This is a genomic window from Ferrovibrio sp. (assembly GCF_019636075.1).
In the GTDB taxonomy this organism is placed as follows: Bacteria; Pseudomonadota; Alphaproteobacteria; order Ferrovibrionales; family Ferrovibrionaceae; genus Ferrovibrio.
This window is the reverse complement of sequence record NZ_JAHBYG010000034.1, coordinates 20,635-47,483: the sequence shown is the minus strand read 5'-3', so window position 1 is coordinate 47,483 and position 26,849 is coordinate 20,635. Positions and strand designations below refer to the sequence as shown.

At 63.6% G+C, this 26,849-nt stretch carries 26 protein-coding genes and 1 tRNA gene; 11 read left to right on the top strand and 16 right to left on the bottom strand.

The genetic code is table 11. The annotated features are described in order from the left end of the window. Positions 1-267, top strand: a 267-nt coding sequence (locus KF827_RS14155; RefSeq protein WP_291006794.1) for a pentapeptide repeat-containing protein, incomplete at its 5' end; no start/stop codon positions are given. Between the two features lie 9 nt (positions 268-276). Here the strand turns inward: KF827_RS14155 and KF827_RS14150 are convergent. The 3 genes from KF827_RS14150 to KF827_RS14140 form a co-directional block, all read right to left on the bottom strand. Then, a complete protein-coding gene (locus tag KF827_RS14150; protein ID WP_291006792.1) occupies positions 277-540 on the bottom strand; it encodes a hypothetical protein in 264 nt (87 codons plus the stop codon). A gap of 115 nt (positions 541-655) precedes the next feature. Next, positions 656-1,399: an FkbM family methyltransferase gene (locus KF827_RS14145; protein ID WP_291006789.1), complete on the bottom strand. Its 744-nt coding sequence runs from the start codon at positions 1,397-1,399 to the stop codon at positions 656-658. Between the two features lie 41 nt (positions 1,400-1,440). After that, a tRNA-Thr gene (locus KF827_RS14140) sits at positions 1,441-1,515 on the bottom strand. A 343-nt stretch (positions 1,516-1,858) separates the two neighbouring features. On the opposite strand from KF827_RS14140, the gene KF827_RS14135 reads away from it, so the two are divergent. From KF827_RS14135 to KF827_RS14115, 5 genes are all read left to right on the top strand, one after another. Then, positions 1,859-3,181 (top strand): transcription antitermination factor NusB, encoded by a 1,323-nt coding sequence (locus tag KF827_RS14135; protein WP_291006786.1) that lies wholly within the window; start codon positions 1,859-1,861, stop codon positions 3,179-3,181. A 77-nt stretch (positions 3,182-3,258) separates the two neighbouring features. Beyond that, positions 3,259-4,053 carry an SIMPL domain-containing protein gene (locus KF827_RS14130; protein ID WP_291006779.1) on the top strand — a complete coding sequence of 265 codons (795 nt, stop codon included), beginning with the start codon at positions 3,259-3,261 and terminating at the stop codon, positions 4,051-4,053. Between the two features lie 158 nt (positions 4,054-4,211). Beyond that, positions 4,212-5,585 carry an AMP-binding protein gene (locus KF827_RS14125; protein WP_291006776.1) on the top strand — a complete coding sequence of 458 codons (1,374 nt, stop codon included), beginning with the start codon at positions 4,212-4,214 and terminating at the stop codon, positions 5,583-5,585. Next, complete coding sequence (locus tag KF827_RS14120; RefSeq protein WP_291006773.1) at positions 5,530-6,021, top strand: hypothetical protein; 492 nt, start codon at positions 5,530-5,532, stop codon at positions 6,019-6,021. The genes KF827_RS14125 and KF827_RS14120 overlap by 56 nt, the downstream gene beginning before the upstream one ends. Before the next feature lie 181 nt (positions 6,022-6,202). Further along, positions 6,203-6,730, top strand: a complete 528-nt coding sequence (locus KF827_RS14115; RefSeq protein ID WP_291006770.1) for a hypothetical protein — start codon at positions 6,203-6,205, stop codon at positions 6,728-6,730. Between the two features lie 50 nt (positions 6,731-6,780). Here KF827_RS14115 and cysQ read toward each other — a convergent pair whose 3' ends face one another. Both cysQ and KF827_RS14105 read right to left on the bottom strand, forming a co-directional pair. Next, positions 6,781-7,563, bottom strand: a complete 783-nt coding sequence (gene cysQ / locus KF827_RS14110) for a 3'(2'),5'-bisphosphate nucleotidase CysQ (RefSeq protein WP_291006767.1) — start codon at positions 7,561-7,563, stop codon at positions 6,781-6,783. Positions 7,564-7,577: 14 nt separating this feature from the next. Continuing rightward, positions 7,578-7,778, bottom strand: a complete 201-nt coding sequence (locus KF827_RS14105) for a DUF3553 domain-containing protein (protein ID WP_291006763.1) — start codon at positions 7,776-7,778, stop codon at positions 7,578-7,580. A 91-nt stretch (positions 7,779-7,869) separates the two neighbouring features. Here KF827_RS14105 and KF827_RS14100 point away from each other — a divergent pair, with 91 nt between their 5' ends. Further along, entirely contained in the window at positions 7,870-8,520 is a 651-nt protein-coding gene (locus tag KF827_RS14100; RefSeq protein ID WP_291006760.1) for a histidine phosphotransferase family protein, read from the top strand. Here the strand turns inward: KF827_RS14100 and KF827_RS14095 are convergent. Beyond that, entirely contained in the window at positions 8,505-10,781 is a 2,277-nt protein-coding gene (locus KF827_RS14095; protein ID WP_291006757.1) for an NADP-dependent malic enzyme, read from the bottom strand. The two genes, KF827_RS14100 and KF827_RS14095, sit on opposite strands and share 16 nt — an antisense overlap. A 196-nt stretch (positions 10,782-10,977) precedes the next feature. Between KF827_RS14095 and mutS the strand changes: the two genes are divergently transcribed. Next, on the top strand, positions 10,978-13,608 hold the full coding sequence (gene mutS, locus KF827_RS14090) for a DNA mismatch repair protein MutS (RefSeq protein WP_291006754.1): 2,631 nt from the start codon (positions 10,978-10,980) through the stop codon (positions 13,606-13,608). A gap of 166 nt (positions 13,609-13,774) precedes the next feature. On the opposite strand, the gene KF827_RS14085 is transcribed toward mutS, so the two are convergent. Both KF827_RS14085 and KF827_RS14080 read right to left on the bottom strand, forming a co-directional pair. Continuing rightward, complete coding sequence (locus KF827_RS14085; RefSeq protein WP_291006750.1) at positions 13,775-14,722, bottom strand: DUF2333 family protein; 948 nt, start codon at positions 14,720-14,722, stop codon at positions 13,775-13,777. A 119-nt stretch (positions 14,723-14,841) separates the two neighbouring features. Then, positions 14,842-16,461: an ABC transporter substrate-binding protein gene (locus KF827_RS14080; protein ID WP_291006747.1), complete on the bottom strand. Its 1,620-nt coding sequence runs from the start codon at positions 16,459-16,461 to the stop codon at positions 14,842-14,844. Positions 16,462-16,532: 71 nt separating this feature from the next. Here KF827_RS14080 and KF827_RS14075 point away from each other — a divergent pair, with 71 nt between their 5' ends. After that, positions 16,533-18,092, top strand: coding sequence for a M81 family metallopeptidase (locus KF827_RS14075; protein ID WP_291006744.1), 1,560 nt, complete (start codon positions 16,533-16,535; stop codon positions 18,090-18,092). Between the two features lie 91 nt (positions 18,093-18,183). Here KF827_RS14075 and trpS read toward each other — a convergent pair whose 3' ends face one another. The 4 genes from trpS to KF827_RS14055 all read right to left on the bottom strand — a co-directional run bounded on the left by trpS (position 18,184) and on the right by KF827_RS14055 (position 21,991). Continuing rightward, positions 18,184-19,191 carry a tryptophan--tRNA ligase gene (trpS, locus tag KF827_RS14070; protein WP_291006741.1) on the bottom strand — a complete coding sequence of 336 codons (1,008 nt, stop codon included), beginning with the start codon at positions 19,189-19,191 and terminating at the stop codon, positions 18,184-18,186. A gap of 86 nt (positions 19,192-19,277) precedes the next feature. Further along, positions 19,278-20,828: a murein biosynthesis integral membrane protein MurJ gene (gene murJ / locus KF827_RS14065; protein ID WP_291006738.1), complete on the bottom strand. Its 1,551-nt coding sequence runs from the start codon at positions 20,826-20,828 to the stop codon at positions 19,278-19,280. A gap of 72 nt (positions 20,829-20,900) precedes the next feature. After that, the gene (locus tag KF827_RS14060) at positions 20,901-21,689 is read right to left on the bottom strand and encodes a class III extradiol ring-cleavage dioxygenase (protein WP_291006734.1); all 789 of its coding nucleotides are present in this window, start codon (positions 21,687-21,689) and stop codon (positions 20,901-20,903) included. Between the two features lie 122 nt (positions 21,690-21,811). After that, positions 21,812-21,991 (bottom strand): RSP_7527 family protein, encoded by a 180-nt coding sequence (locus KF827_RS14055; RefSeq protein ID WP_291006731.1) that lies wholly within the window; start codon positions 21,989-21,991, stop codon positions 21,812-21,814. 99 nt (positions 21,992-22,090) lie between these two features. Between KF827_RS14055 and KF827_RS14050 the strand changes: the two genes are divergently transcribed. Beyond that, positions 22,091-23,113, top strand: a complete 1,023-nt coding sequence (locus KF827_RS14050; protein WP_291006728.1) for a LysR family transcriptional regulator — start codon at positions 22,091-22,093, stop codon at positions 23,111-23,113. On the opposite strand, the gene KF827_RS14045 is transcribed toward KF827_RS14050, so the two are convergent. The 3 genes from KF827_RS14045 to KF827_RS14035 are packed head-to-tail and all read right to left on the bottom strand — an operon-like array spanning position 23,038 to position 24,820. Then, positions 23,038-24,063, bottom strand: a complete 1,026-nt coding sequence (locus tag KF827_RS14045; RefSeq protein WP_291006725.1) for a low specificity L-threonine aldolase — start codon at positions 24,061-24,063, stop codon at positions 23,038-23,040. The genes KF827_RS14050 and KF827_RS14045 overlap by 76 nt on opposite strands. Further along, on the bottom strand, positions 24,060-24,473 hold the full coding sequence (locus KF827_RS14040; protein ID WP_291006722.1) for a M67 family metallopeptidase: 414 nt from the start codon (positions 24,471-24,473) through the stop codon (positions 24,060-24,062). Before KF827_RS14040 ends, KF827_RS14045 begins: the two co-directional genes overlap by 4 nt. Beyond that, positions 24,473-24,820 (bottom strand): hypothetical protein, encoded by a 348-nt coding sequence (locus KF827_RS14035; RefSeq protein ID WP_291006719.1) that lies wholly within the window; start codon positions 24,818-24,820, stop codon positions 24,473-24,475. Before KF827_RS14035 ends, KF827_RS14040 begins: the two co-directional genes overlap by 1 nt. Positions 24,821-24,831: 11 nt before the next feature. On the opposite strand from KF827_RS14035, the gene KF827_RS14030 reads away from it, so the two are divergent. Continuing rightward, entirely contained in the window at positions 24,832-25,821 is a 990-nt protein-coding gene (locus KF827_RS14030) for an RluA family pseudouridine synthase (RefSeq protein ID WP_291006717.1), read from the top strand. On the opposite strand, the gene KF827_RS14025 is transcribed toward KF827_RS14030, so the two are convergent. Continuing rightward, on the bottom strand, positions 25,814-26,830 hold the full coding sequence (locus KF827_RS14025) for a dienelactone hydrolase family protein (protein ID WP_291006714.1): 1,017 nt from the start codon (positions 26,828-26,830) through the stop codon (positions 25,814-25,816). The genes KF827_RS14030 and KF827_RS14025 overlap by 8 nt on opposite strands. Positions 26,831-26,849: the final 19 nt, after the last annotated feature.

Below are 26,849 nucleotides of genomic sequence, written 5' to 3'. Positions count from 1 at the left end.
GATTGCGGCGGCAGCCGCCTGTCTGGCGCCAATCTCGCCGGCACGATGTTTCGCGGCACCCGGCTGGTGGGCGTGCCGATATACAGCGCCACCAACAAGCCCACCGGGCGGGTGGTGTTTCCGCGTTTCGACAATGCCGACATGGGCAGCTGCGACCTGCGCGGTGCCGTGGTGGAGGGCGTGGATTTCACGTCTTGCAAAATGGCGAAGGCAAATCTGGCAGGCGCCGATTTGCGCAATTGCACCGGGATCAATACCCGGCGCTGAGGCAAATCCTCAGGCTTCGAAATGCTGCCAGTTGATGCGGCCCAGCGGCACATCCTTCAGCTTATCCACAAAGGCGCGATTGCCGATATAGAGCGGCGTGAGGCTGACGCCCTGCGCCACCAGCACCAGATCGGTACGGCCCAGTTTTTTCTGGAAAGCAACCATGGATCGCTGCGCCAGTTCAGGCGTGGCCACCCCGGATTCCGCCACCATGATCACGGTGACGACCTTGCCTTCGATCTGAAAGTTGGCGAAAGGAAATTTTTGGGCCATCCCGGCCTCCCGCAGCATTTACGCGCCCCATACTAGCGCAACTTTTACAAATTTATATAAAAATCTGACACAATATGACTAACAAAATATTAATCGCATGTATTACAGGGGCGTATTACTGCGGCAGAAATATAAAGTTGAAGATGTAATCTTCTCTATACTTGGGATTTCTATGCTCTACTTCCAAATCTAGCAGCGCGCGTGCAGTCAGCACGCCGTGGCGCAAGGCAAAGCAGGCATATCCCAGGGCCTCCACCTCGGCCAGCATGGTTTCGATGGGCCGGCGGGTATGCTTTTCCTCCATCTCGATCACCAGCACCGGTCGGTCGCGGGCAATCAAAACGCGGGCGCCGCTCAGCACCTCGGCCTCATGCCCCTCGACATCGATCTTGATGAAACCGACAGGCGGAAGATCCATGGAATCCAACCGCTTGGCCTGGATTTTCAGGCTGCCATAGGCATCCCCCACCTTGGCGGCATTGAGCGAGCCGCCCTGGTTGGAATAGCCCTTGCGGCCGATCGGAATGCGGAATTCGGCCTCGCCATCGGCATCGGAGGCAGCGATCTGGAAAGCCTTGGCATGGGCGGGCTTGCAGCGCTGCAACACCCGGAATGGCTTGGGGTTAGGCTCGAAAGCGAAAACCTGTGGGCAATGCCGGCCCAGAACATGGGTCCAAACGCCTTTATTGGCGCCGACATCCAACGCCGCCCGGCGCGGATCGGCCAGCCAGGGCACCAGGGCCAATTCGGCCTCGCCACGGCGGAGCTCCTTCCACACCCGATAACGGATATACAAAGCCGGCGGCACCAGCGCGTATTTCAGGGTTTCTTCCAGGGTGGAGGGGGGTTCCCAAGCCATCGGCGGCAATTCCTGCTCTTAAGCTGAAATGCGGAGGGAACTGGTGCTGCCGGACAGGATTGAACTGTCGACCTCGTCATTACCAATGACGTGCTCTACCACTGAGCTACGGCAGCGAACCGGATGCCAGCCGGCGGGGCCGGAGGGCTTCAAGCGGCGCGGAAAGTGCCACAGCCCCCCGGCCGATGCAAGCCTTGCAAAGCCGGTGTAAAACAATGGGATGGAACCCAAGCCCAGCAACAGCCCTATCCCCGGGGACAGCCCCCATAGCAGCACCGGCGCCAGCCCCCATAGCAGCCTCGGGACCGACCCCCGTACCGCGACCCGCAAAGAAGCGGAGCGCGAAAGGCTGGCCGCCCGGCTGCGCGCCAATCTGGCCCGCCGCAAACAGCAACAACGCGCCCGCGAGCAAGCCGCAGCCGATGTTCCGCCGGATGCACCGGGAGACGCGGACCCGTCATGACCGAGCAAACCCCAAACCATAGGATTGCGGAGCCGTTGCAGCCGAGAGCCGTGGCCGCCCGCCTGTTGCAAGCGGTGCTGGACAAACACCGCGCCCTGGATGATGCCCTGACCGACAAGGCCCTGGGCTTTGCCGGCCTGACCGACAGGGATCGCGGCGCCACCCGCCGTCTGGTGGCCACCTGTCTGCGCCGGCTGGGCCAGATCGATGCGCTGATCGCTGTTTTCGTAACCCGCCAGCCGGCCGGCCTGCCATTGCAGGCCCTGCGGCTCGGGCTCTGCGACCTGTTGTTTCTTGGCACGCCCGCCCATGCGGCGGTGAGCGCCAGCGTGGATATCCTGCCGCCGCCCGAAAAAGGCGGCAGCAAGGCGCGAGGCCTGGTGAATGCCGTGTTGCGCCGGGCCACCAGGGAAGGCACCGATCTGCTGGCGAAGCAGGATGCGGCCCGCCTGAATACGCCGGACTGGCTGGCCAGACGCTGGGTCGCGGCTTACGGCGAAGCCACCGCGCGCGCGATCATGGAAGCCCATCTCGCCGAGGCATCGCTGGATATCTCGGTAGCGCCAGGCCAGGAAACGATCTGGGCGGAAAAGCTGCAAGCCGAAATCCTGCCGGGCGGTTCGCTGCGCCGCATGGCGGGCGGCGCCGTGGAACAGATGCCGGGCTTCGAGGAAGGCGGCTGGTGGGTGCAGGATGCCGCGGCCGCGCTGCCGGCGAAATTGTTCGGCCCGCTTGCCGGCAAACGCATCGCCGATCTCTGCGCGGCCCCTGGCGGCAAGACCGCGCAATTGCTCAGCCTGGGCGCCGAGGTTTATGCCATCGATCGATCCGAGCCGCGTTTGCAGCGCCTGAAACGCAATCTGGCGCGGCTGCATCTGAAGGCCATGGTGCGCACCGCCGATGCCGAAAGCTGGCAACCGGATGAAGCCGGCCTGCTGGACGGCGTGCTGCTGGATGCGCCTTGTACGGCCACCGGCACGATCCGCCGCCATCCCGATCTGCCGTATCTGAAACGCGCCGCCGACATCGCAAAACTGGCCGCCTTGCAGCGCCGTTTGCTGGCGCATGCCCTGTCGTTGCTCAAACCCGGCGGCCTGCTGATCTATTGCGTCTGCTCGCTGGAACCCGAAGAAGGCGAAGCCCAGCTGGATTGGATCAAGGCCCACGGCGATTGTTCGATCCAACCCATCGCGGCCAACGAACTGGGCGTGGATGCGGCCATGGCCACGGCATCGGGCGGGCTGCGCACCCTGCCCTGTCATTGGCCCGAGCATGGCGGAATAGATGGGTTTTTCGTGATGCGGCTGCGCAAGATCTGATTGCCGCATTCTTGCCATTTTGATGCATTAGATACGGGACGCATTTGCAAACAGCCTTTGAACGTTTTGAGGATGCCATGTCTCGCCACGCCCCGTTCCCTCGCCAAGCTCCGATTTCTCGCCAGGCCCTGATCTATTGCCTTGTCGCTTCGTTTGCCTTTGCCGCGCCGCTGCCTGCCTTGGCGCAGGAACAGCCGGCGGCTACCGGAGAACGTACTGGGGAGCGCGCGGGAGAGCGCGATATCACGGTTCTGCTGCTGTCGGAAACCGCCGAGCGCGACGTGACGCCGGATGTGCTGAAGGCGCGCCTGCTGGTGCGCAGCCTGGGCGATACGCCGGCCAAGGCGCAGAATGCGGTGAACACGGCAATGGAAAAGGCCTTGCGCAAGGTGAAAGCCGCCGGCTTGGCCACCGAAACCACCGGCTATCATAGCTGGGAGGAGCAGGAGCACGGCCAGGATGGCAAGCCCACCGGCCCGTTGCGTTGGCGTGCCCAGCAAACCCTGGTGGTGACCGGTGAAGCCGGCGCCAAATTGCTGGAAACCGTGGCCGCCTTGCAGCAGGATGAATTGATGCTGCAGGATTTGAATTACGAATTGTCGCGCGGCCTGCGCCGCAGCCTGGAAGATGAACTCACCCGCGAAGCGCTGGCACGCCTGCGGGCGCGGGCCGAACTGGCGGCCGGCGCCGTGGACCGCCGCTTCGATGGCTGGCGCCGCATCCGCGTGGGCGAAACCCCCGACCAGATGCCGGTGATGCGGATGCAGATGGCGGCCGGCATGGCGCGCGCCAAGGATATGGCGCCGCCGGTGGCCGAACCCGGCACCCGCACCGTGCGGCTGAGCGTGGAAGGCGAAGCGCGTTTGCGCTGAACGCCCGACCGCCGCCGCGCATCGCCCTCCCGGATAGCCCACCACACCAGGTTTAGCCGCCCGCATGGACCGTGCAGCGCAAAAGCGCTTGCGCCATCCCGGCGGCAGATTGTAATGGTAGTGGACTAATTACAAAGAATGACTTCCTGGGAGGAAGCATGACCGAGAAGCCGCCATTCATGGCGTTGGACTTGGCCGCACCATGCATACGCCGCATCGATTTGCCCGATGGCGGCTTTATTCTGGAAAGCACCGAACCGCTCGGCCCCTATCCCGATCATATGGGCCTGGATCTGCAACGGCAGGCGCGCGAAAAACCCGACAGCCTGTTTCTGGCGGAACGCGCCGTCGATGCAACGGGTGGCTGGCGACGCATCAGCTATGCCCAGGCCTGGGAAGCGGCGCGCCGCATCGCCAGCAGCCTGCTGGCACGCGGGCTGGACCGCAACCGGCCGGTGCTGCTGCTATCGGGCAATTCCATCGACCATGCATTGCTGACGCTGGGCGCCTATCTGGCTGGCGTACCGGCCGCGCCGGTAAGCGTGGCCTATTCGCTGATGAGCCAGGATCACGCCAAGCTGAAGCATATCGTAAGCCTGGTACGACCCGGCATGATCTTCGCCGAAAAGGCCGCGCCCTTTGCGGCCGCGCTGGGCAATCTGGATCTCGACGGCGTGGAACTGGTTTGCGGCGATGCGCCACCGGTTGGATTACCGGGCACGCCCTTCGCAGATCTGTTGCGCGATCCGCCCAGCGCGGCAGCAGAGCAGCGCTTTGGCGAGGTTCAACCCGATTGGATCGCGAAGATATTGTTCACGTCGGGCTCCACCGGCCTGCCCAAGGGCGTGCTCAACACCCATCGCATGCTGTCCTCCAACCAGCAATCGATTGCACAGATCTGGCCCTTCCTGCGCCAGGAAGCACCGCAATTGCTGGATTGGCTGCCTTGGAACCACACCTTCGGCGGCAATCACAATTTCAATCTGGTTCTGCGCCAGGGCGGCAGCCTGTATATCGACGATGGCAAACCCGCCCCCGGACTGATCGACAAGACCGTGGCCAATCTCGCCGAGGTGTCGCCCAACATCTATTTCAATGTGCCGGCCGGCTACGCCATGCTGATTCCGTTTCTGGAACGCGATGCCGATCTCTGCCGCCGCTTCTTCGCCAAGCTGAAACTGATTTTCTATGCCGGCGCCGCATTGCCGCCCGATCTCTGGGCGCGGCTGGAAGCATTGTCGATCCGCACGCTGGGCCATCGCGTGCCGATGACATCCAGCTGGGGCTCCACCGAAACCTCGCCGCTGGCCACGGCGGCGCATTTCCCGATCGAGCGGGCCGGCGTGATCGGCGTACCGATCCCAGGCACCCGGATCAAGTTCACGCCTTCGGGCAACAAGCTGGAAATGCGCGTGGCCGGGCCGAATGTAACGCCCGGCTATATCGGTGCGCCGGATCAGAATGCCGCCGCCTTCGATGCGGAAGGCTATTACCGCATCGGCGATGCCGGGCGGGCTGGCGGATGGCGATGATGCCAATGCCGGCATCGTGTTCGATGGCCGCACAGCCGAGGATTTCAAGCTGACCACCGGCACCTGGGTGCATGTGGGCGGCCTGCGCGTGGCCGCCCTGGCCGCCTGTTCGCCGCTGCTGCAGGATGCGGTGGTGACCGGCCATGACCGCGCCGAAGCCGGTCTGCTGGCCTGGCCCAGCCCAGCCGCCAGGCAAATGGCGCCAGAGGCCCTGGCTGCCGCTTTGCGTGAAAAACTGGCTGCCTATAATAAAGGCCAGACCGGATCTTCCACCCGTGTGGCGCGGCTGCTTTTGCTGGAAGAACCGGCTTCCATCGACGCCAACGAGATTACCGACAAGGGCTATATCAACCAGCGCGCGGTGCTGGAGCGCCGCGCCGCGCTTGTCGAACGGCTTTACGCCACGCCAATGCACAACGACGTGATCTTGCCGTGATCAAGATGTGATCGATCACATGGGCGGCAAGTGTGACGGAGATCACCGCGCTATCAGGTGATCGGCGCAGGATGCTGCCCATCGCTCCGTGAGCCCTATAGACAATCGCACCCCGCGCGGCTGATTCGCCATATTTTCGCCATTGAAGCAGGCCATGACTGGGGTGTGTAAGGAGTTTACGATGTCTCGCAGCTTAGCAGCCTTCATTCTGGGCGCCCTTCTCGTCGCCGGCGCGGCCTATGCCGGCAAACAGGCGCATTTCCAGGGCAACCCCGATATCATCCATAGCGGCGCACCCTCGCCTTACGATTCCGGCCGCCTGCTGGCCCTGATCGATGGGCAGGAATATGGCGCTGTTGCCGAACGCAGCAGCTATCCCGATCCGCAATCCGTGCTCGATATGGCCGATACGCTGAATCTGAGCGATACGCAGCGTTTGCAGATGCGCGGCCTGCAACAGCGCCTGCAGGGTGAATCCACCGCATTGGCCCGCAAGATCGCCGCATTGGAAAAGCGCCTGCAGCAATCCTTCGCCGATGACAGCATCGACCAGGAACGCATCGAAGGTCTGAGCGCCCGCATCGGCGAATTGGAAGGCAAGCAGCGTGCCGCCTATCTGCAAGCCCATCTGGAAGCCAAGGCGCTGCTGGATGCCGAACAGGTGCTGCGCTTCACGCAATTGCGGGCCGGCGCCGCCGCTTTGGATTGAACTGGGTTAAGCCCATCAGGTCAATCAAGGCCCGATCTATCAAGACCCGGTCAATCAAGACCGCGCGCGATGAAGCTGGGATTCCTGAAGGCCGGTTTGCCATAGCGTAACGGCCGGCCTTCCAGATCCCGCACGCTGCCGCCGGCAGCTTCCAGCACCGCCTGGCCGGCAGCGGTATCCCATTCGTTGATCCTGGCGAAGCGCGGATAAACATCCGCCACGCCTTCCGCGATGCGGCAGAATTTCAACGACGACCCGGCCTCCATGCAGCGATCGATATGTTGCCCGTCCAGCCAGGCCACCGCCTCGGGCTCGGGGTGGCTGCGGCTGGTCATCGCCACCGCGCCGGCGGACGGCACACGCCGCGCGGCAATCGCTTCGCCCACTGCATCATCGCGACCGCGATGGCGCCGCGCTCCCTGCGGTGCTTTCTGGGTCGCGCCCAGATAGGCCACCCCATCCACCGGCGTAAGTACCACGCCCAGCGCCGGCACGCCCTCTATGATCAACGCGATATTGACCGTGAATTCGCCATTGCGTTTGATGAATTCGCGCGTGCCATCCACCGGATCGACCAGCCAGAAGCTCTGGCCCGCCACATCGGGAATCGCACCACGGGCCGCCGCCTCTTCTGCCACCACCGGCAAGCCAGGGGTAAGCCGCGCCAGGCCGGCGAGGATCACCGCCTCGGCGGCTTCATCGGCATCGGTGACCGGACTGCGATCATCCTTGGTGCGGGTTTCGAATGGCGAGGCATACACAGCCATGATGGCATCGGCGGCATCATAGGCCAGGCGCAACAGGCCGGCAGGCAAAGCGGGATCGAAACGCATCTGTATTTTCCGGCCTAATCTTCCGAGGCTTCTTCCGGCGCCTTAACAACCTGCAAGGCAACCTGATCGGTATTCACCAGCCTTTTGCCGGCATGGCGGAAATTCACCGTCACCCGTGCACCCACGGCGGATTGCACCTGCCCCAGCCCCCAATCCTCGGCATCCGGGTGGCGCACCCAATCGCCCGGCACATAACTGGAAAAGCTGCTGGTCATGGGTGGCAAATCATCTGCTCCGGGGTTGATTGCGCGGGCGTGGCATTCTACAGAGATTCCCAACCTTCCGCCAAGACCGGAGATTTCCGCCATGCCCGCCGCTGCTGCCGACCTCGATCTCGTGGCGCTGATCTGTTCCAAGCTCTGCCACGATCTGGCTGGCAGCATCGGCGCGGTGAGCAATGGCGCCGAACTGATGGCGGAGGAAACCGATCCGCAGATGCGCGATGAGGCCGTGCGCCTGATCGCCCAGAGCGCCAATGACGCCGCGCGCAGGCTGGCCTTTTTCCGCCTGGCCCTGGGCGCCTCGGGCGACCTGATGGATGCCATGCCGGGCAGCGAATTGCAGCGCGTGGCCATCGACTATTTCGCCGGTGGCCGCGTGGCCTTCGAACCGCCCAGCCTGGGCGTGCTGCCCGGCGACCTGCCCAAGCCGCTGGGCAAGGCATTGCTGCTGGGATTGCTGGGCATGGCCGGCGCATTGCCGCGCGGTGGCCGGCTGCGACTGATTGCCGAAACCGATAGCTGGCGCATCCTGGCCGAACCGACCGCACCGAACGCAACCGCCAAGCTGCCCGAAGCCTTGCGCAGCGGCCTCGATAGCGCCGGCCCGATGCCTACCGAGCCGAATGCCGCGCTGGCCCGCCATGCCCGCGATCTCGCGGCCCTGGCCGGCTTCGGCGCCCGGCTGTCGCAATCGAGCGATACGACAGCCGAATTGCTGTTTCAGCGCGCGTTATAAGCGGCCAAAGCCGCGAAGTTGACCAGGTCGCTCACCGTCGCGCCCATCGGCACGATCTGCACCGGCTTTTCCATACCCACCAGCAGCGGACCGATCACCGTGCCGCCGCCAAGCTGCGACAGCAATTGCGACGACAGCAGGGCCGAATGCAGGCCCGGCATGATCAGCACATTGGCCGGGCCGGACAGGCGGCAGAACGGATAGAGCTTCATCAACTCCGGATCGAGCGCCACATTGGCGGCCATTTCGCCGTCATACTCGAAGCCGAGTTTCTGGCCGCCGGCCTGCAATGCATCCAGCTCGATCACCGCCTGGCGCACCACATCCACCACGCCGCCCGGCGCGTTGCCGTAATTGGAATGCGACAGCAGCGCCACGCGCGGTTCATGCCCCATCTTGCGCGCCATATCGGCGGCCTGGATGGCGATCTGGCAGATATCGCGCGAACCCGGCAATTCGGTGATCGAGGTATCCGCGATGAACACCGTGCGGCCGCGCGCCACGATGATGCTGACGCCAATGGCGCGCTGGCCGCGCATCGGATCGATCGCCCAGCGCACGCCTTCATAGGATACGCCATAGGTGCGGGTAACGCCGGTAACCATGGCATCGGCATGCCCCAGCGCCACCATGCAGGCACCGAACACGTTGCGATCGAGATTCACCAGGCGCTGCACATCGCGATGCAGCGAGCCACGGCGCTGATGCCGCTTGTAGAGATATTCGGTATAGGCCTCGTTATGCTTGCTGACGCGGGCATTGCTGATCTCGATGCCATCGAGATTGCTCAGGCCGATTTCCTTCATGGTGGCGGCGATACGCTCGGAACGGCCGACCAACACAGGCGTGCCATAGCCGGCATCGCGGAACGCCAGCGCGGCGCGAATGACGGTTTCTTCCTCGCCTTCCGCAAACACCACACGCTTGGGATTGGCCACCACCTGATCGAGGAAAATCTGCAACGAACCCGCCGTGGGATTCATGCGGGCGCGCAGCTGGTTGCGATAGGCGCCCCAATCGGTGATCGGCTTGCGCGCCACGCCGCTATCCACCGCCGCCTTGGCCACCGCCAGCGGGATTTCCACGATCAGGCGCGGATCGAAGGGCGAGGGAATGATGTAATTCGGGCCATATTTCGGGCGGGCGCCCTTATAGGCGGCAGCCACTTCATCGGGCACGTCTTCCCGCGCCAATTTGGCAATCGCCTCGGCCGCCGCAATCTTCATCGCATCGTTGATGGTGCGGGCGCGCACATCCAGGGCGCCGCGGAAGATATAGGGAAAGCCGAGCACGTTGTTCACCTGGTTCGGATAATCCGAGCGGCCGGTGGCCATGATGGCGTCGCCGCGCGCGGCCGCCGCCTCTTCCGGCGTGATCTCGGGATCCGGGTTGGCCATGGCGAAGATGATCGGATTGGCCGCCATGGACCGCAGCATGTCGGGCGTGAGCGCGCCCTTCACGGAAAGGCCGAAGAAGATATCGGCGCCCTTCACCGCATCGGCCAGGCTGCGCGCATCGGTTTTCACCGCATGGGCCGATTTCCACTGGTTCATGCCATCGGTGCGGCCTTGATAGACCACGCCCTTGGTGTCGCAGAGAACCACATTCTCATGCGCCATGCCCATGGCCTTCATCAGCTCGGTGCAGGCCACGCCGGCAGCGCCCGCGCCATTCACCACCATCTTCGCGGTCTTCACATCGCGGCCGGTGAGATGCAGGGCATTGATCAGGCCAGCGGCAGCGATGATCGCGGTGCCATGCTGATCGTCGTGGAAGATCGGAATATCCATCAACTCGCGCAGGCGCTGCTCGATCACGAAGCATTCGGGCGCCTTGATGTCTTCCAGATTGATGCCGCCGAAGCTGGGGCCGAGATAGCGCACGGCATTCACGAAGGCATCCACTTCCTCGGTATCCACTTCGAGGTCGATGGAATCCACATCGGCGAAACGCTTGAACAGCACCGATTTGCCTTCCATCACCGGCTTGCCCGCCAGCGCGCCGAGATTGCCCAGGCCCAGCACCGCCGTGCCGTTGGAAATCACCGCCACCATGTTGCCGCGGGCGGTATAGTCGTAGGCGGTATCGGGATTTTCGGCGATGGCCAGGCAGGGCGCGGCAACACCCGGCGAATAGGCGAGGCTGAGGTCGCGCGTGGTGGCCATCGGCTTGGTGGGCACGATCTCCAGCTTGCCTGGCTGGCCCATGCGATGGAACTCCAGCGCAGCCTCGTAAAGGCTGTTGGTCTTTGTCTCGCTCATTCCCGTTGCCCGTCCCTAGACTCTGCGATGTGTGCCGTTAAACTCTGGAATTATCGACTCCTGGCCGGGCATATTACGGCTTCATTTCAGAGCTTGAAAGGGCCGCGGTAGGCTTTAGGCGATGCGCAGCACCGATCCGTCTCATATATCAGTTACCCCCGCTGCAGCGCCGGGCGCGTCCGGCAGCAGCCCGTTGATGGCCCAGTATCTGGCCATCAAGGCGGCCAACCCGGATGCATTGCTGTTCTACCGGATGGGCGATTTTTACGAGTTGTTCTTCGATGATGCAGTGCAAGCGGCCGGTGCCCTGGATATCGCGCTGACCAAGCGCGGTCTGCATGAAGGCAAGGATATTCCCATGTGCGGCGTGCCGGTGCATGCCGCCGAGGCTTATCTTTCAAGGCTGATCCGCCAGGGCTTCCGGGTGGCTGTGTGCGAACAATTGGAAGATCCCGCCGAAGCCAAGAAGCGCGGCTCGAAATCGGTGGTGAAGCGCGATGTGGTGCGCACCGTCACGCCCGGCACCATCACGGAAGACAGCCTGCTGGATGCCCGCGCCAACAATTATCTTGCTGCACTTGCACAAAGCGGCGGCGAGGATGGCCCGCTGGGCCTGGCCTGGATCGATATTTCCACCGGCGAATTCGGTCTGGGTGAGACAGACCCGGCCAATCTGGGTGCCGATCTGGCCCGCCTGCGGCCACGCGAATTGCTGCTGCCCGATACCTTGCTGGGCCGACCCCGCCTGCGCGGCGTGCTGGAAAGCCTGGAAGGCCCGCAAGGCGGCAGTGCGCTGACACCGATGCCGGGATCGCGGTTCGATTCCGTGGCGGGCGAGCGCCGTATGCAAGCCGCGCTGGGCGTGGCGGTGCTGGATGCATTCGGCAGTTTCAGCCGGCCCGAACTGGCCGCGGCCGGCGCATTGCTGGATTACATCGAACTGACCCAGCGCGGCCGCATGCCGGCCGTGCGTGCACCCAGCCGCCAGATGCCGGCCAGCTTCATGGCCATCGATCCGGCCACGCGGCGCAATCTCGAACTGGTGGAAACCCTGTCGGGCGGCCGCGACGGCTCGCTGCTATCCACCATCGACCTCACGCTTACCGGCGCCGGCGCGCGCTTGCTGGCGCAACGCCTGCAGGCGCCGCTCACCGATCCCGCCATCATCAATCGCCGGCTCGATGCCGTGGCTTATCTGGTGGAAGGCGAGAGACTGCGCGAGGATTTGCGCCAGGCTTTGCGCCAGGTGCCCGATATCGCGCGCGCGCTGTCTCGCTTGGCGCTCGGCCGTGGCGGCCCGCGCGATCTGGCCGCCCTGCGCGACGGGCTGGACCGTGCCGGCGATCTGCGCCGCCGCCTGCAGACCGAAGCCGCCATGCCGCCGGAATTGACCGAACTGGCTGAGGCGCTGGGCCATCATGGCGCGCTGGTGGATCTGCTGCGCGAGGCGCTTGGCCCGGACCTGCCTCTGTATGCGAAAGACGGCGGTTTCATCGCGCCGGGCCATCGCGCCGATCTGGATGAATTACGTGGCCTGCGCGATGAAAGCCGCCGGCATATCGCGGCATTGCAAGAAACCTATGCCGCCGAAACCGGCATACCGGGTTTGAAAATCCGGCATAACAACGTGCTGGGCTATTACATCGAAGTAACGCCGCGCCATGCCGAAAAGATGGGCCCGGCCTATATCCACCGCCAGACCATGGCCAATGCCGTGCGCTATTCCACGCCGGCCTTGTCGGAACTCGATACCAAAATCGCCCAGGCCGGCGAACGCGCCCTGGCACTGGAACTGGAAATCTTCGAGACGTTGAGCGCGAAAATTCTAACCGATGGCGAGAGCATCGCCCGCGCCGGCGCCGCGCTGGCCGGGCTGGATGTGGCATCTGCCTTGGCGGAATTGGCCGTGAAGCGGCGCTGGAGCCGCCCGCTGGTGGATGACGGCCTGGAATTCAGCATCCTGGCCGGCCGTCATCCGGTGGTGGAAGCCGCTCTCGAAAAGCGCGGCCAGGGCGAAAGCTTCGTTGCCAATGATTGCGACCTGAGCGACGGCCAGCGGCTATGGCTGCTTACCGGCCCCAACATGGCAGGTAAGAGCACCTTCCTGCGCCAGAATGCGCTGATCGCCATCCTGGCGCAGATCGGCGCCTTCGTGCCGGCGGGGCGCGCGCAGATCGGCGCGGTGGATCGGCTGTTCAGCCGCGTGGGCGCCGCCGACGACCTGGCGCGCGGGCGCAGCACTTTCATGGTGGAGATGGTGGAAACCGCCGCCATCCTGCATCAGGCCGGGCCGCGCGCCCTGGTCATCCTGGATGAAATCGGCCGTGGCACCGCCACTTTCGACGGCCTGTCGATTGCCTGGGCGGTGGTGGAATATCTGCATGAGCATTGCCGCAGCCGTGGCTTGTTCGCCACCCATTACCACGAACTGACGCAACTGGCCGGCCGCCTGCCGCAATTGCAGAATCATACCTTGCGGGTGAAGGAATGGCAGGGCGATCTGGTTTTCCTGCATGAAGTGGGCCCCGGCGCCGCCGACCGTTCCTACGGCATCCAGGTGGCCAAGCTGGCCGGCCTGCCGCCGGCGGTGCTGGAGCGCGCCAGCGATGTGCTGCGTGGGCTGGAGCAACAGGGCAATGCCGCGCCAGCGAAAAATATCGCGGCAGATTTGCCGCTGTTCAATGCCGCGCCGCGCCCGGGCAGCGCGCTTGCGGCAGCGCAGCCATCGGCGGTGGAAACCACCCTCAAGGCCGCCGATCTGGATGGCCTGTCGCCGCGCCAGGCGCTGGACCTGCTGTTCGAATTGAAAGGCCTGCTGAAAGGCTAAGCGTCTTCAAAAAAGACGCCGTCATGCCCGTACTTGTTACGGGCATCCATGGTTCAGCGGTTTTGCTGCCTCAAGCATGGACCACCGGGTCAAGCCCGGTGGTGACGGTTTGAGGAATGGGAAACGCCGAACGCCAGGATAAACGGCTGCGTGCTGGCTGACGGCCTTACTTCAGCAGGATATTCGATATCTCGCGCAATTGCGTGCGAGCGCGCAGGATATGGAAGCCCATGGATGCCAGATGGTTTGGCAGCAGCAGGCCATCGGGCTTGCCGTTCACCACCACCAACGGATGCAGGCCTGCAGCGGCGGCAAAAGACGACAGCATCTGATCCCAGGTGGCGGATAATTCGCGGTCGCGCACGATATTGGCGTAATCGCGTTTCAATTCGCGCAGGATCAGATAATAGGCATAGGCTTGGCCCTTCACCGAATAGAACAGGTCGTCGGATTCGAAATCGAGCCAGAGCGGCGAGCCGTCGATGATACGTTTATCCAGCGCCGCCGAGGAGGACCCGAGATCGAGCGAGATGCGGTCGAGCGCCGAAAGCAGATTATCGGCGCGGCGCTCGAAAATCGCATTGCCCTGGCCAAGCCGGATGTTGTAGTTGCGCAAAGCGCTCACCGCCTTGGCATATTGGTCTTCCGATTTCGCAGTGGGCAGCACAGAGGTTGAGAAATCGAAAAACCACTTGGTGCCGGAATATTGCAGCAGGCCGGCGGCTTCCTGCAGATCGCGGTCGGTCTGGCTGGAACCCCGGGTACGGCCAAGCTGGTCTACCAGCTCGAATGCAAAACGGCCCATGGCATGCAGCATGCCAAGCTGGAAATTCGGCATGTTGTCGAGCATCGATCCGGGTTGGAAGAAAGGATCGTTGGCCACCCAGCCATTGATCTTGATCTCGCGCTCGATCAACTCGGCGGCAATCGCCACCGCATGGCTGCCGCCGCCCACCTGATCCACGGCCGCCGGCTTGTAAGCCAGATCGTCGTCGATCTTGTGGGTGAGCAGCATGCCCACGGGATAATACAGGCCGAATATCGCCACCACGGCGATGGCGGCGAAAAGCGGCCAGCGGCGCTTCAGGCTGCCGCCCTCGTTCAGAATGCTCATAGGGAACCCGTCCGGTTGATCTGCCCTATGATGTGGGGGCAAATGCCCCCTGGCGCAAGAGGCATTTCCCGGCGGAACGGGCTACCCCCGGAGGAGAAGCCCGCCGGCATTGGCCGCAATTATGCCTTTTTCTGGCTGATCATCAGGGCGTTGAAGCGGCGCAACGGGCTGCTTTCCACCACCAGCTCCTTGCGCGCGGCAAATTGCCAGTTGGGATGGAATACCGGAATGAAGGCCTGCTCTTCGATGGTGAGTTCCAGTGCCTGCTGGGTCAGCAGCACGCGCTTGGCCGGATCCATCTCCACGGCAGCCTTCTGGATCACCGCATCGATCGCCGGATTGGAATGCCGGGTGCGGTTGGCCGATCCCATGCCGGTGGCCGGGGCCACGGTATGAATCAGCGCGCGCGGCCCCACCAGGGCTTCCTCGGTGCCGTATTGCGCAATGAAAGCCGAGTATTTCTGCGTGCTGGCCTGGCCGAAAAATACCGTGCCGGTCACCGCCTCGATGGCCACCTGCAGGCCGATGCGGGTCCAGGTCTGGCCGATCGCCTGAGCGATATCGCGATCCTTCGGATAACGGTCGTTGGTGGCATGCAGGGTGATCTTGAAGCCATCGGGATAGCCGGCTTCGGCCAGCAGCTTCTTGGCCTGATCGGGATCGAAAGGATGCGGCTTCAGCTTCTGGCTGGTGCCCTCGAATGTCGACGGCATGAATTGCGAGGCCGGAATCACCGAGCCATCCATCATGCGGCTGGCGATCAGCTCGCGGTTGATGGCAAGCGACAGGGCACGGCGCACCCGCTTGTCTTTCAGCGGATTGCCCTTCAGCGGCGGCTGGCCATCCTTGGGCCCCACGAAGGGGCTGTCGTCGCGGTCTGAATCCAGCGCGATGTAATGCACCACCGAACTGGGGCCGCTATACATTGCGAAACGCGCATCGTCGCGGAAACGCGGGATATCGGCAGGCGGCACTTCGTCGATGGCATCCACCTGGCCAGACAGCAGGTTGGCGATGCGGGTCGGGTCGCTTTTGATGACTTTCTCGACAACCTTGCCCCAGGCCGGTTTGCCGCCCCAATAGCCGGGATTGGCTTCCAGCACCAGGCGGTCGCCATTCACCCATTCAACCACCTTGTAGGGGCCGGTGCCGACGCAGAAGGCGCTGCCGGTGTTGAAATCCGCCGTGCTGGCATTGGCCAGCGCCGCTGGGATGATGAACACGCGCGAGAGATCGCCAGGCAAGGTGGGATTGGGTTCTTTGGTGTGGAAGCGCACCAGATGATCGTTGACGATCTCGACGCGATCGATCGATTTGGTGAACTGGCTGAACAGATTCGGGCTGTTCGGCACATTCGGCACGCGGTTATAGGTGGCGGCCACATCGGCGGCGGTGAAGGGCATGCCGTTGTGATACTTCACATCGCGGCGCAGGGTGAATTCCCAGGTCAGATCATTCACCAGCTTGTAACCGGTGGCCAGCGCCGGCTGCACGCGCAGATTGGAATCCAGCAGCATCAGCGCATCGAAAATCAGGCTGTGGCTGGAACCCTGCGGAAAGCCGTTGAAGAAATGCGGATCGAGGGTGTTCAGCTCCAGCTTGGTGCCGAGCGTGAGGGTACCGGGCACCGCCGTTACCTGAGCCAGAAGCTGGGCCTGAGCCTGGGCCGCCAGGCCTGGGGCCAGCAGGCTCGCCGCAGTTCCGCCAAGAATAAAGTCACGCCGGTTTATATGGTGCATTGCGATCTCCCTGTTGCACTCATTAGTATAGAAGGCAGCCCGCTTCCGCTGTCAAACAATAATACGGTGTCATGTCGAACCAGCCCCAACCAAAGCTTCCTCGCATCGCCTTCGGCGGCTTCATGCTGGAAAGCAACAATCATTCACCCGTCGCCACCGAAGCCGAGTTCCGCGATGCCGTGTTGCTGGAAGGCGCCGCGCTGCTGGCCGATATCGCCAAGCCGGCGCCCGCCGTGCCGCCCACCGTCACCGGCTTCACCAAGGCGATGGATGAATATGGCGCCTGGCAGAAGCTGCCGTTGGTGATGGCGGCGGTAGGCGCATCCGGCCCGGTGGATCAGGATTTCTTCGACTGGCTGGTGCGCCGCATGGTGGAGGAATTGCAACAGCATATCCGCGACGGCGGGCCGGTTGATGCGATTTTCCTGTCGCAGCACGGCGCCGCCATCGGTACGCGCGATATCGATCCCGATGCCACGCTGTTTGCAGCCCTGCGCGATGTGGTAGGCCCCGATGTGCCGCTGATCGCCACGCTGGATCTACACGCCAATGTAAGCCGCGCGATGATCGACCTGACCAGCATGATGGTGAGCTATCGCTGCAACCCGCATACCGATATGGCGGATCGCGGCGCCGATTGCGCGCGGCATCTGCAACGCCTGCTGGGCAAAGGGCCTGAGCGCGGCGAGCGCCCCGCCCGTGGCTTTCAGAAACTGCCCTTCATTCCACCCTCCACATCGCAGAACACCAAGGCCGGCCCTTATGCCGATCTGATCGCTTTCGGCCAGCGTTATGTGGGCGAGGATGTCTGGGATGTGTCGATCAATTCCGGCTTCTCGCTGGGCGACACGCCGAAAAACGGCATGTCGGTGATCGTGACCGCCGATACTCAGGCGCGCGCCGATCAGGTGGCACGCGAAGTGGCGGCGCAGGCCTGGGCAACGCGGCATGATTTCGTCGCCCGGTTGACCAGCATCGAACAATGCGCCGCCATGGCATTGGCGGCTTCGCGCGATGCCGGCAAACCCGCCTTGCTGTTTGCCGATGTGGCCGACAATCCCGGCGGCGGCGGCGGCGGCAACACACCTTATCTGCTGGACGCCTTCTACAAGGCCGGCGTTGAAGGCTGCGCACTGGGGCCGTTCTTCGATCCCGAACTGGCGGCGGAAGCTCATCGCTTGGGCGAAGGCGTGCAATTCCCCGCCGCCTTCAACCGCAAGCCATCCACGGAATTCTCCGGCACCCTCACCCTGCCCGGCCGCGTGGTGAAACTATCGGATGGCCTGTTCGTCGGCCGGCGCGGCATGGCGGCTGGCCGGCAAATGGATATGGGCAAGGCGGCGGCAATCCAGGTGGGCGGCATCACCGTGGTGGTGACCACCTATCGCCATCAGGCGCTGGATCCGATGTTCTTCGAAAGCCTCGGCATCGACCTGCACAAGCTGCGCAGCTTGATCGTGAAGTCGCGCGGGCATTTCCGCGCCGGCTTCGACGATATCTTCACCGATCAGCAGATCATCGAGGCCGATGCGCCGGGCCTGACCACGCCGATGCTGCAGCGCGTGCCGTGGCGCGAGGTGCCGCGTCCGATCTTTCCGCTGGATCCAGAGATGGACTGGACGCCGGCGTAATTTATCAGGGCCGGAGAAATCCTACCCGCGCCCTCAGGAGCGCAGGAAACCTACCCGCGCCCTCAGGGGCGCAGGAAACCAACCCGCGCCCTCAAGGGCGCAAGAAGCCAACTGTATCGTAAACTTCGCGCAGCACTGGCGCCGACAGCGCGCGGGCGCGTTCGCCGCCCTTGCGCAGAATGCCATCCACATAGCCGGGATCGGCCATCAGGCGGCGCATCTCGGCGGTGATCGGGCCCATATGGGCCACTGCCGCCTCGGTCAACGCACGCTTGAAATCGGCAAAGCCCTTGCCGGCGAAGTCCGCCACCACATGATCCAACGGCTTGTCGGTGAGCGCGGCATAGATACCCATCAGGTTCTGCGCCTCGGGCCGGCCTTCCAGGCCTTCTGTGGTTTCGGGCAGGGCCTGGGTATCGGTCTTGGCGCGCTTGATCTTATCGGCAATCGCATCCGATGTATCGGTGAGATTGATGCGCGACTGATCGGAGAGATCCGATTTCGACATTTTCTTCTGTCCGTCGCGCAGGCTCATCACACGCGTGGCGGTACCGAAAATCTGCGGCTCGGTGAGCGGAAAGAATTCGCCGCCGTAATCATGATTGAATTTCTGCGCGATATCGCGGGCCAGTTCCAGATGCTGCTTCTGGTCCTCGCCCACCGGCACATGGGTGGCCTTGTAGGCCAGAATATCGGCGGCCATCAGCGCCGGATAGGCAAACAGGCCCAGCGACACATTCTCGCGGTCCTTGCCGGCCTTCTCCTTGAACTGCGTCATGCGGTTCATCCAGCCCATGCGGGCCACGCAATTGAAGATCCAGGCCAGGGTGGTGTGATCGGGATTCTGGCTTTGGTTGAACAGCACATTGCGTTCGGGATCGATGCCGGAGGCGATCATGGCGGAAGCAAGCTCGCGGGTGGAGCGCACCAGATCGGCCGGATCCTGCCACACCGTGATGGCATGCATGTCGACCATGCAGAAGATGCACTCGAATTCGTTTTGCAGCTTCACCCAGTTGCGCACAGCGCCCAGGTAGTTGCCGAGATGCAGATTGCCGGAAGGCTGGATGCCCGAGAAAATGCGCCGTTGGAAGGCCATGGTCAGTCCCTTTGCTTATGCGCCGGTGGAACGGTCGCGGAATTGGGATGGTGCGGCGCGGGTTATCGCCGCCGAATGCTTGGGCGTCAACCGTCCCGGCGCAACATGGCACGCCATTCCGCCGGCTTTGTGGCCCGCAAAGCCAGGGCGGCCGCCAGATACACCGCCATGCCACCGCCCACCAGCAGCGCAAGCGCCGCCACCCGCCAGGTCAGGCTTTGCGCATACCAGGGGGCGAGCGCACGATCCAGACCCCAGAGCGCAAGCGCCATCAGCAGGGCGGCCAGCAGAATCAAACCGCTGCGCCGGATCAGCCGGGCATCGGGCTGCCAGGCATCGCGGCGATACAGCGCCCAGGCCAACTGGCCGGCATTGCCCCAGGCGGCAAGCCCGGTGGCCAGGGCGAGACCGACATGGCCGAGCCAGGGCATCAGCGCCAGGCTGAGTGCGAGATTGACCGCGATGGTGACAAAGGCGATGCGCACCGGGGTTCTGGTATCCTGCCGGGCATGGAAGCCGGGCGTGAGCGCCCGCGCCAGGGTATAGGCCGGCAAACCTATCGAATAGGCCAGCAACGCATCGGCGCTGGCCCTGGCGGCCTGGGCATCGAAGGCGCCGCGTTCGAACAACACCGACATGATCGGCAGCGGCACGATGATCAGCGCCGCCGCTGCCGGCAGCGAAATCAACAGGCAGAATTCCAGCGCGCGATTCTGCTGGCGCGCTGCCGCCACGGTGTCGCCGCGTGCCAGCAAGGCCGACAGTGCCGGCAGCAGGACGGTGGAAATCGCCACACCCACCACGCCGATGGTGAGCTGGTTGATACGGTCGGCATAAAACAGATACGACACCGCGCCCACCGGCAGCAGGGATGCCAGGATCACGCCGATCACCAGATTGATCTGCATCGCACCGGCGCCGATGGCGGCCGGCAGGATCAGCGCGAACAGACGCTTCACCACCGGCGGCAGGACCGGCCAGCGCAACCGCAGCTTCACACCGGCACGCGCCGCCCACCAGACCAGCCAGAGGAATTGCACCAGCCCGGAAGCCAGCGTGCCCCAGGCCAAGGCCGCGCCGGCACTGCCCAGCGGCCCGGTCAGCAACGGCAGGCAGACGATCATCGTGATGTTGAGCAGGATCGGCGTGGCGGCAAAGGCGGCGAAACGGCCCAATCCGTTCAGCACCGCGCCATACAAGGCCGCCAAGCTGATGAAGGCCAGATAGGGAAAGGTGATGCGGGTATAATCGACAGCCAGATCGAACCGCGCCGGATCATCGGCAAAGCCCGGCGCCAGGCCCAGCATCACCAAAGGCATGGCGATCTGCGCCAGAATGCTGAACCCCAGCACCACTGGCAACAGCAAGGCCAAAGCCTGTTCGGCGAAACGCCGCGCCGCCGCCAGCCCGCCCCCCTTGTTCAGGGTTTCGCTGTAAAGCGGCAAGAAGCCGGCGGTAAAGGCACCCTCGGCAAACAGCGAGCGGAAGAAATTCGGCAGCCGCAGCGCCACGAAGAAGGCATCGGCCGCCACGCCGGCGCCAAGATAGCGGGCGATCATGAGATCCCGCACAAAACCGAACACCCGGCTCACCATGGTGAGGCCGCCGACGGTTGCGATGGCGCGGAACAGATTCATACCCTCGCTTATCGCAAAGCCCGCAGGCTTGCGAAAGCCTCCGCCCGCAGAAAGCCTTAATGGCAGAATGCCTCAATCGAAGCGGTAGCTATCCATCGAAAGGCTGCCGAACTGCATGGAGCGATGCAGGGCCGTGGCCGGCTGGCCCGGGGTTGCGGCGCCCAAGGCCACATAAAGCGGCAACAGATGTTCGTCGGTGGGGTGGTTGCGCCGGGCCTCGGGGGCCTTGCTGCGATACTCCAGCAATGCGGCATCGTCGCGCTGGGCCAGCTTGTCGGCCATCCAATCGGCGAAATTCTGCGCCCAGGGAAAGCTGGCGCCGCCACGGCCATCGCCGTGCACATTGCGGTCCAGTTCGCGCAGGTTATGGGTCATCGACCCGGTGGCGAGGATCAGCACGCCCTCCTCGCGCAAAGGCCGCAAGGCCACGCCCAGTGCATGATGATGCGCGGGTCCGAGATGGCTCTGGATGCTCAATTGCAGCACCGGGATATCGGCCTTGGGATAGGCCATGTAAAGCGGTGTCCAGGCGCCATGATCCAGGCCGCGCGCCGGATCGACGGCAGATTTGAAGCCGGCCTCATGCAGCCGGCGGGCTATGCTTTCAGCCAGTTCCGGCGCGCCGGGCGCGTTGTAATGGATCTGATACAGCGCCTGCGGAAAGCCGTAGAAATCGTGGATGGTTTCAGGTGTGGCGGGACCGCCCAACAGCGGCTCGGCAGTTTCCCAATGGGCGGAAACCGCAAGGATAGCCTTCGGCTTGGGGAAGCCTGCCCCGAAGCTGCGCATGAAATCCCGCGCCGGCGAATCGAGCAACACCGTCATCGGTGAGCCATGGCTGATGAAAAGGGCCGGCAACATGGGGGAACTCCGTCCTGGGGGCTATGGCTTTTCAGCTATAGCAGCCCCAGGACGATTTCAATAAGTAACCATCCATATTTCGATGGTTACCAAGTGCAAACTACCTAGTTTACCCGGGAGATTTACTCAGCCGCGTCGGCTACGTGCCGATAACCCTGAACCGTGGCCGGGCGATGCAGCTGCTTGCCGATATAGGCAAACAGGCTGGCAAAGGCGGCGGCGATGGCCTTGGCGCGCAGCTTGCGGGCTTCGATTTCGTAATGGAGAACGGCAGCGGTGGAAATCTGGGGAAGCTGGGTCATTGGTGACCTCCTGTGTCTGGGTGAGGAAACCCTATGCCCATTCCTTTAAAGACATAATACACTTTATTTTCACAAATTATTTCCATACAGTCACAAATAATGGACCGCTTAAGTGAACTGGAATGCTTCGTGCGGGTGGTGGAGCAAGGCGGTTTCACCGCCGCCGCCAAAACCCTGCGCATCACGCCATCTGCCGTCAGCAAATTGCTGGCCCGGCTGGAAGACCGGCTGGGCGCGCGGCTACTGCAACGCACCACGCGGCGTATCGCACTCACCACCGAGGGCCGCATCTATTACGAACAGGCCCGCGAAATCCTCTCCGAACTGGCGGCGGCCGATGCCAGCATCGGCGGCAGCGAACGCGAGCCGCGCGGGCAATTGCGCGTCTGCCTGCCGCATGGTTTCGGCATGGCGCAGATCGTGCCGCTGATTCCCGATTTCCGCGCCCGCTATCCCAATGTGGACCTACTGATCAATTTCACCGACCACAACGTGGATCTGGTATCCGAAGGTTATGATGCCGGCCTGCGCCTGATGGATACCGGCGAGGAAAGGCTGATCGCACGCAAGCTGGCGGATTACACGCGATTGATCTGCGCCGCGCCAAGCTATATCGAAGGCCATGGCCTGCCCAAACATCCGCGCGATCTGGCCGGCCATCGCATGCTGCTATCGTCGAGCACCGACCTGCTCAACCGTCTGCCGATCAGACGTGAGGATGGCGGCACCGAATTCATCACCCTGCCGGGCGCCATCGCCACCAATTCCAGCGATGCGCTCTATCGTTTTCTGCGCGCCGGGCTGGGGCTTGCCTATGCTTCGGATTTCGCCGTGCATACCGATATCACGCAAGGCCGATTGATCACCGTGCTGGATACCTGGCTGGCACCGCAGACCTGGCCGATCTATGTGGTGTATCCCGAGCGCAAGCATCTGGCGGCCAAGGTGCGTGCCTTCGTGGATTTTCTGGCAGAGCGTTTCAGCCCGCAACCGCCCTGGAGCACCGCCTGGGCGCGCAACGCCCAGCGCAACGTTCAGCGCAACGTTCAGGCATCCGAAGCCGCGCGCAAAAGGGCCGCCACATCCGCGTCTGATTTATCGAAGCCGCAAACAAAGCGATAAAGCCCGGCTGCTTCGTCCCAGGGATGGAACAGCGCGCCGTGCGCCTTGAGGCCCTGCACCTGCCTGTCCGGCAGATACACGAACACCTCGTTGGCCTCCACCGGATAGGCAAGGCGCAGGCCCTGCCCGGCAAGGCCATCGGCCAGTTGTTTTGCGCGGGCATTGGCGTTGCCAGCCAGCCGCAGCCATAGGCCATCTTCCAGCATCGCCAGCAATTGCGCCGAGAGAAAGCGCATCTTGGAAAACAGATGCCCGCCGCGCTTGCGGCGATAGATGAATGCATCGGCCAGTTCGGGCTTGAAGAAGATCACGGCCTCTGCCGCCAATGCGCCATTCTTAGTGGCGCCGAAACCCAGCACATCCACGCCGGCACGCCAGCTCAGATCGGCCGCATGATGATTGCCGGCCGCAACGGCATTGGCGAAACGCGCGCCATCCATATGCAGCAGCAGGCCATGCTGGCGTGCGATGGCCGAGAGGGCGGCGATTTCTGCCGGCGCGTAAACCGTGCCGCATTCCGTGGCCTGGGCGATCGAAATCGCACGCGGCTGCGGATGATGCTGCACGCCGCGCCAGCCCTGCGCCAGATGCGCCTGCAATGCCTGCGGATCGATCTTGCCGCCGCCGCCCGGCAGCGGAACCAGCCGCGCCCCGGCGGTGAAGAATTCCACCGCGTTGCATTCATCTACCGCGATATGGCTTTGTTCATGGCAATAGATCGCGCCATGGCCAGGGCTGAGCGCATCCAGCGCCAATGCATTGGCCGCCGTTCCGGTGGCCACCGGAAATACCCGGCAGGGCGTATCGAACAATTTGGAAAATGCCGCATCCAGTTGCGCGCTGTATTCGTCGGCGCCGTAGGATGAAGCATTGCCCTGATTGGCGGCCTGGATTGCGGCAAGAATTTCCGGCGCCATGCCGGCCACATTGTCGGAACGGAAATCCATCATGCTTCCTCGATCTGCAGATCAACAGACGCAAAACCGCCTTGCGGCTGCGGCCGGAACGCCGCCGGCATATCGGCACGCCCGGCCTGCACGGCGGAAATCAGCCAGAGCAATCCGGGTTCATAGATCATCGCCGCATCCATCGCCGAGGGCACGGCACGACCATTGGGATGGCTATGCCAATGGCCCAACAGCAGGCCATCGCGGGGCTGTTCACGCAAACGCCGGCGCAATGCGAATTGCACTGCCGGATCGATTTCGAACCCCGCGCGTTTATCGACAGCCACATTGGGCGCCGGCACGATTTCGGTGATCGTATCGTTATGGCCCACCAGCAGGGCGCAGGCTTCTTCCGGCCAGGCCGCTTCAGCCAGTTGCGCCAGTTGCGCGGCCAGCTTTGCCGGAATCCGCATCAGCGTTCGGCCTGGATGGTGAGGCTGGAAAGCGGCGCCAGGCTGCGCGCATCCAGGCTGAGCAGGCGTTCCGATCCATCGGCAAGCTGAATGCGCAGGATCACCCGATCGGCCGCACCGAAGCTTTCCAGCAGGCGTGCGCCGCGCGGCAGGCTCAGCGCCTCGGGGGAAACCGGGCCAGCGCCCTGGCTTGTGGCAGGAATGCCGGCTGCCTGCTTGCGGGCCGGCGCGCCGGTGATCATGCCCACGATCAACGCCAGCAGCAGGATCACGAATAGCGCGCTCAAGCCGATGACGAGCGGCTTCAGCCACCGTAATCTCGGGTCGGTTTCCTGCTCTGTCGCCATCACCTAGATCCGTGCAAACAAACGATCCCACATCAAGCCAGTTGCCCGCCGTTTCGCCGGACCAATCCGGCCAAAGGCTGGACCGGTTCATGGCCGAAAGCCTGGGCAGCGATTTATCGCGCTCACGCCTGAAAGCGCTGATCCAGGAAGGCCATGTAACGCTGGGCGGCGCGACCATAACCGACCCCTCGCGCAAGATCAAACCGGGCGAAATCTACAGCCTGGCGCTGCCGGCGGCCGAAGAGGCTGTGCCGCAGGCCCAGGATATTCCGCTGCATGTGGTGTTCGAGGATGCGCATCTGATCGTGATCGACAAGCCGGCCGGCCTGGTGGTGCATCCGGCGCCGGGCAATCACGACAACACCCTGGTGAATGCCCTGCTGCATCATTGCGGCGACAGCCTGGCCGGTATCGGCGGCGTGAAGCGCCCGGGCATCGTGCATCGCATCGACAAGGATACCTCCGGCCTGCTGGTGGCCGCCAAAACCGATGCTGCCCATCACGGCCTGGCCGATCTGTTCGCGCGCCATGATATCGACCGCGAATATCTCGCCCTGGTGAACGGCCAGCCCAATCCGGCCCGAGGCAGCATCGCCGGCGCCATCGGCCGCGACCCGCAGGACCGCAAGCGCATGGCGGTCCGCGCCAATGGCAAACCGGCGGTGACGCATTACACCACCGAGCGCGTGTTGCGCGACATCAACGGCTATCCCTTCGCCAGCCTGTTGCGCTGCCGGCTGGAAACCGGCCGCACCCATCAGATTCGCGTGCATCTGGCCAGTATCGGTCATGGCCTGCTGGGCGATCCGGTTTATGGCCGCGCCCGCCCGGCCAGAAGCGCCAAGCTGACCGAGCCGGCCAAGGCCGCTTTGGCGCAGTTCAAACGCCAGGCGCTGCATGCCGCCGTGCTGGGCTTCAAGCACCCTATAACCGGCGCGATGCTGCGCTTTGAAAGCCCGCTTCCGGCGGATTTCGAAACCTTGCTGGCGGCGCTCAGTTAAGCCTGAAAGTCGCCCGCACGAAGCCCAGCAGATCCTGCAGCGATTGCGCCTTGGCCAGGGCATTCACCCCGCCGCTGACACCGAGCGTAACGCAGCCTGCCATCGCCTTGGCCCCGGCGCCGGCAATCGGCTTGCCGCCCGGGCCATGGGTGGCGATGCCGGAGGTGCGTTCGATCCAGCCGCCATCGGCTTGTTCCACCCAGAAGCAGCGGCTGAAATTCTGCCCGGTGGCGATGCTGTAGGCCGGGCCGGCATCGAAGCCATGCTTGGCATCGGGATAGATTTTGGTTTCCACCGGGGCGCCGGCGGCCCGCATGCGGCCACTCAATTCCAGGCAGGCCTCGCTGCCCACATAGGTATCGGCGGCGCCCATCAGCACCAGCACGGGTGCGCCGGTGGGCGTGACATCGTGATACAAATTGGTGCAACCGGGATAGAACGGCACATGCAGGGCATAGCGCTCGCCTTTCGGCGCGAAACGCACCGCCTGCTTTTCCAGCGCCGCATACAGCGCCGAGGTGCCGCCCTTGGAAAAGCCGACAATGCCGATGCGTTTGGCATCCAGCCCCGGATGCGCAACGGCGGCCCGCAACACACCCATGGCATCGGCCAGGAATTCCAGGCCGGTGACGGCCGATTGGTCCTGCACCGTGCTGGTCACGCCGCGCGGGGTGAAGCTGTCGATCACGATGGCGGCCAGCCCTTCGGCGATGAAGGCACGGGCATAGGCATATTCGCGGGTATTGCTCACCCCGCCGCTGCCATGATGGATCACCATGGCGGCCAGCGGGGCCTGATCGGCCTTGCCGGCCGGCGGCAGAAACAATTCTGCTGCATAACGCGCCGGCTTGCCCTTGGTGACGGTATCGAATTCCAGGGCTTCCTTGCGGGCCTGCCCTTGAGCCTGGACCTGGGCTTGGGCCTGCCCTTGGGCGGCAGCCTGCAACACCAGTAGCAAAGCCGCCAGCAGCCCGCGCCGCCACATTCTCCCCCGCATCTTCCACTGCATGGCACTCTCCCACGGATCT

Coding starts and splice junctions, on each gene's coding strand:
- cysQ (WP_291006767.1), bottom strand. CDS start 7,563: ATGCGTTTCGATCCCGCTTTGCCTGCCGGCCTGTTGCGCCTGGCCTAT.
- mutS (WP_291006754.1), top strand. CDS start 10,978: ATGGCCCAGTATCTGGCCATCAAGGCGGCCAACCCGGATGCATTGCTG.
- murJ (WP_291006738.1), bottom strand. CDS start 20,828: ATGAATCTGTTCCGCGCCATCGCAACCGTCGGCGGCCTCACCATGGTG.
- KF827_RS14130 (WP_291006779.1), top strand. CDS start 3,259: ATGTCTCGCCACGCCCCGTTCCCTCGCCAAGCTCCGATTTCTCGCCAG.
- KF827_RS14105 (WP_291006763.1), bottom strand. CDS start 7,778: ATGACCAGCAGCTTTTCCAGTTATGTGCCGGGCGATTGGGTGCGCCAC.
- KF827_RS14080 (WP_291006747.1), bottom strand. CDS start 16,461: ATGCACCATATAAACCGGCGTGACTTTATTCTTGGCGGAACTGCGGCG.
- KF827_RS14095 (WP_291006757.1), bottom strand. CDS start 10,781: ATGAGCGAGACAAAGACCAACAGCCTTTACGAGGCTGCGCTGGAGTTC.
- KF827_RS14085 (WP_291006750.1), bottom strand. CDS start 14,722: ATGAGCATTCTGAACGAGGGCGGCAGCCTGAAGCGCCGCTGGCCGCTT.
- KF827_RS14120 (WP_291006773.1), top strand. CDS start 5,530: ATGCGGAAGGCTATTACCGCATCGGCGATGCCGGGCGGGCTGGCGGAT.
- KF827_RS14055 (WP_291006731.1), bottom strand. CDS start 21,991: ATGACCCAGCTTCCCCAGATTTCCACCGCTGCCGTTCTCCATTACGAA.
- KF827_RS14145 (WP_291006789.1), bottom strand. CDS start 1,399: ATGGCTTGGGAACCCCCCTCCACCCTGGAAGAAACCCTGAAATACGCG.
- KF827_RS14040 (WP_291006722.1), bottom strand. CDS start 24,473: ATGCGGATTCCGGCAAAGCTGGCCGCGCAACTGGCGCAACTGGCTGAA.
- KF827_RS14075 (WP_291006744.1), top strand. CDS start 16,533: ATGTCGAACCAGCCCCAACCAAAGCTTCCTCGCATCGCCTTCGGCGGC.
- KF827_RS14045 (WP_291006725.1), bottom strand. CDS start 24,063: ATGATGGATTTCCGTTCCGACAATGTGGCCGGCATGGCGCCGGAAATT.
- KF827_RS14135 (WP_291006786.1), top strand. CDS start 1,859: ATGACCGAGCAAACCCCAAACCATAGGATTGCGGAGCCGTTGCAGCCG.
- trpS (WP_291006741.1), bottom strand. CDS start 19,191: ATGGCCTTCCAACGGCGCATTTTCTCGGGCATCCAGCCTTCCGGCAAT.
- KF827_RS14100 (WP_291006760.1), top strand. CDS start 7,870: ATGCCCGCCGCTGCTGCCGACCTCGATCTCGTGGCGCTGATCTGTTCC.
- KF827_RS14115 (WP_291006770.1), top strand. CDS start 6,203: ATGTCTCGCAGCTTAGCAGCCTTCATTCTGGGCGCCCTTCTCGTCGCC.
- KF827_RS14060 (WP_291006734.1), bottom strand. CDS start 21,689: ATGTTGCCGGCCCTTTTCATCAGCCATGGCTCACCGATGACGGTGTTG.
- KF827_RS14150 (WP_291006792.1), bottom strand. CDS start 540: ATGGCCCAAAAATTTCCTTTCGCCAACTTTCAGATCGAAGGCAAGGTC.
- KF827_RS14035 (WP_291006719.1), bottom strand. CDS start 24,820: ATGGCGACAGAGCAGGAAACCGACCCGAGATTACGGTGGCTGAAGCCG.
- KF827_RS14025 (WP_291006714.1), bottom strand. CDS start 26,830: ATGCAGTGGAAGATGCGGGGGAGAATGTGGCGGCGCGGGCTGCTGGCG.
- KF827_RS14050 (WP_291006728.1), top strand. CDS start 22,091: ATGGACCGCTTAAGTGAACTGGAATGCTTCGTGCGGGTGGTGGAGCAA.
- KF827_RS14125 (WP_291006776.1), top strand. CDS start 4,212: ATGACCGAGAAGCCGCCATTCATGGCGTTGGACTTGGCCGCACCATGC.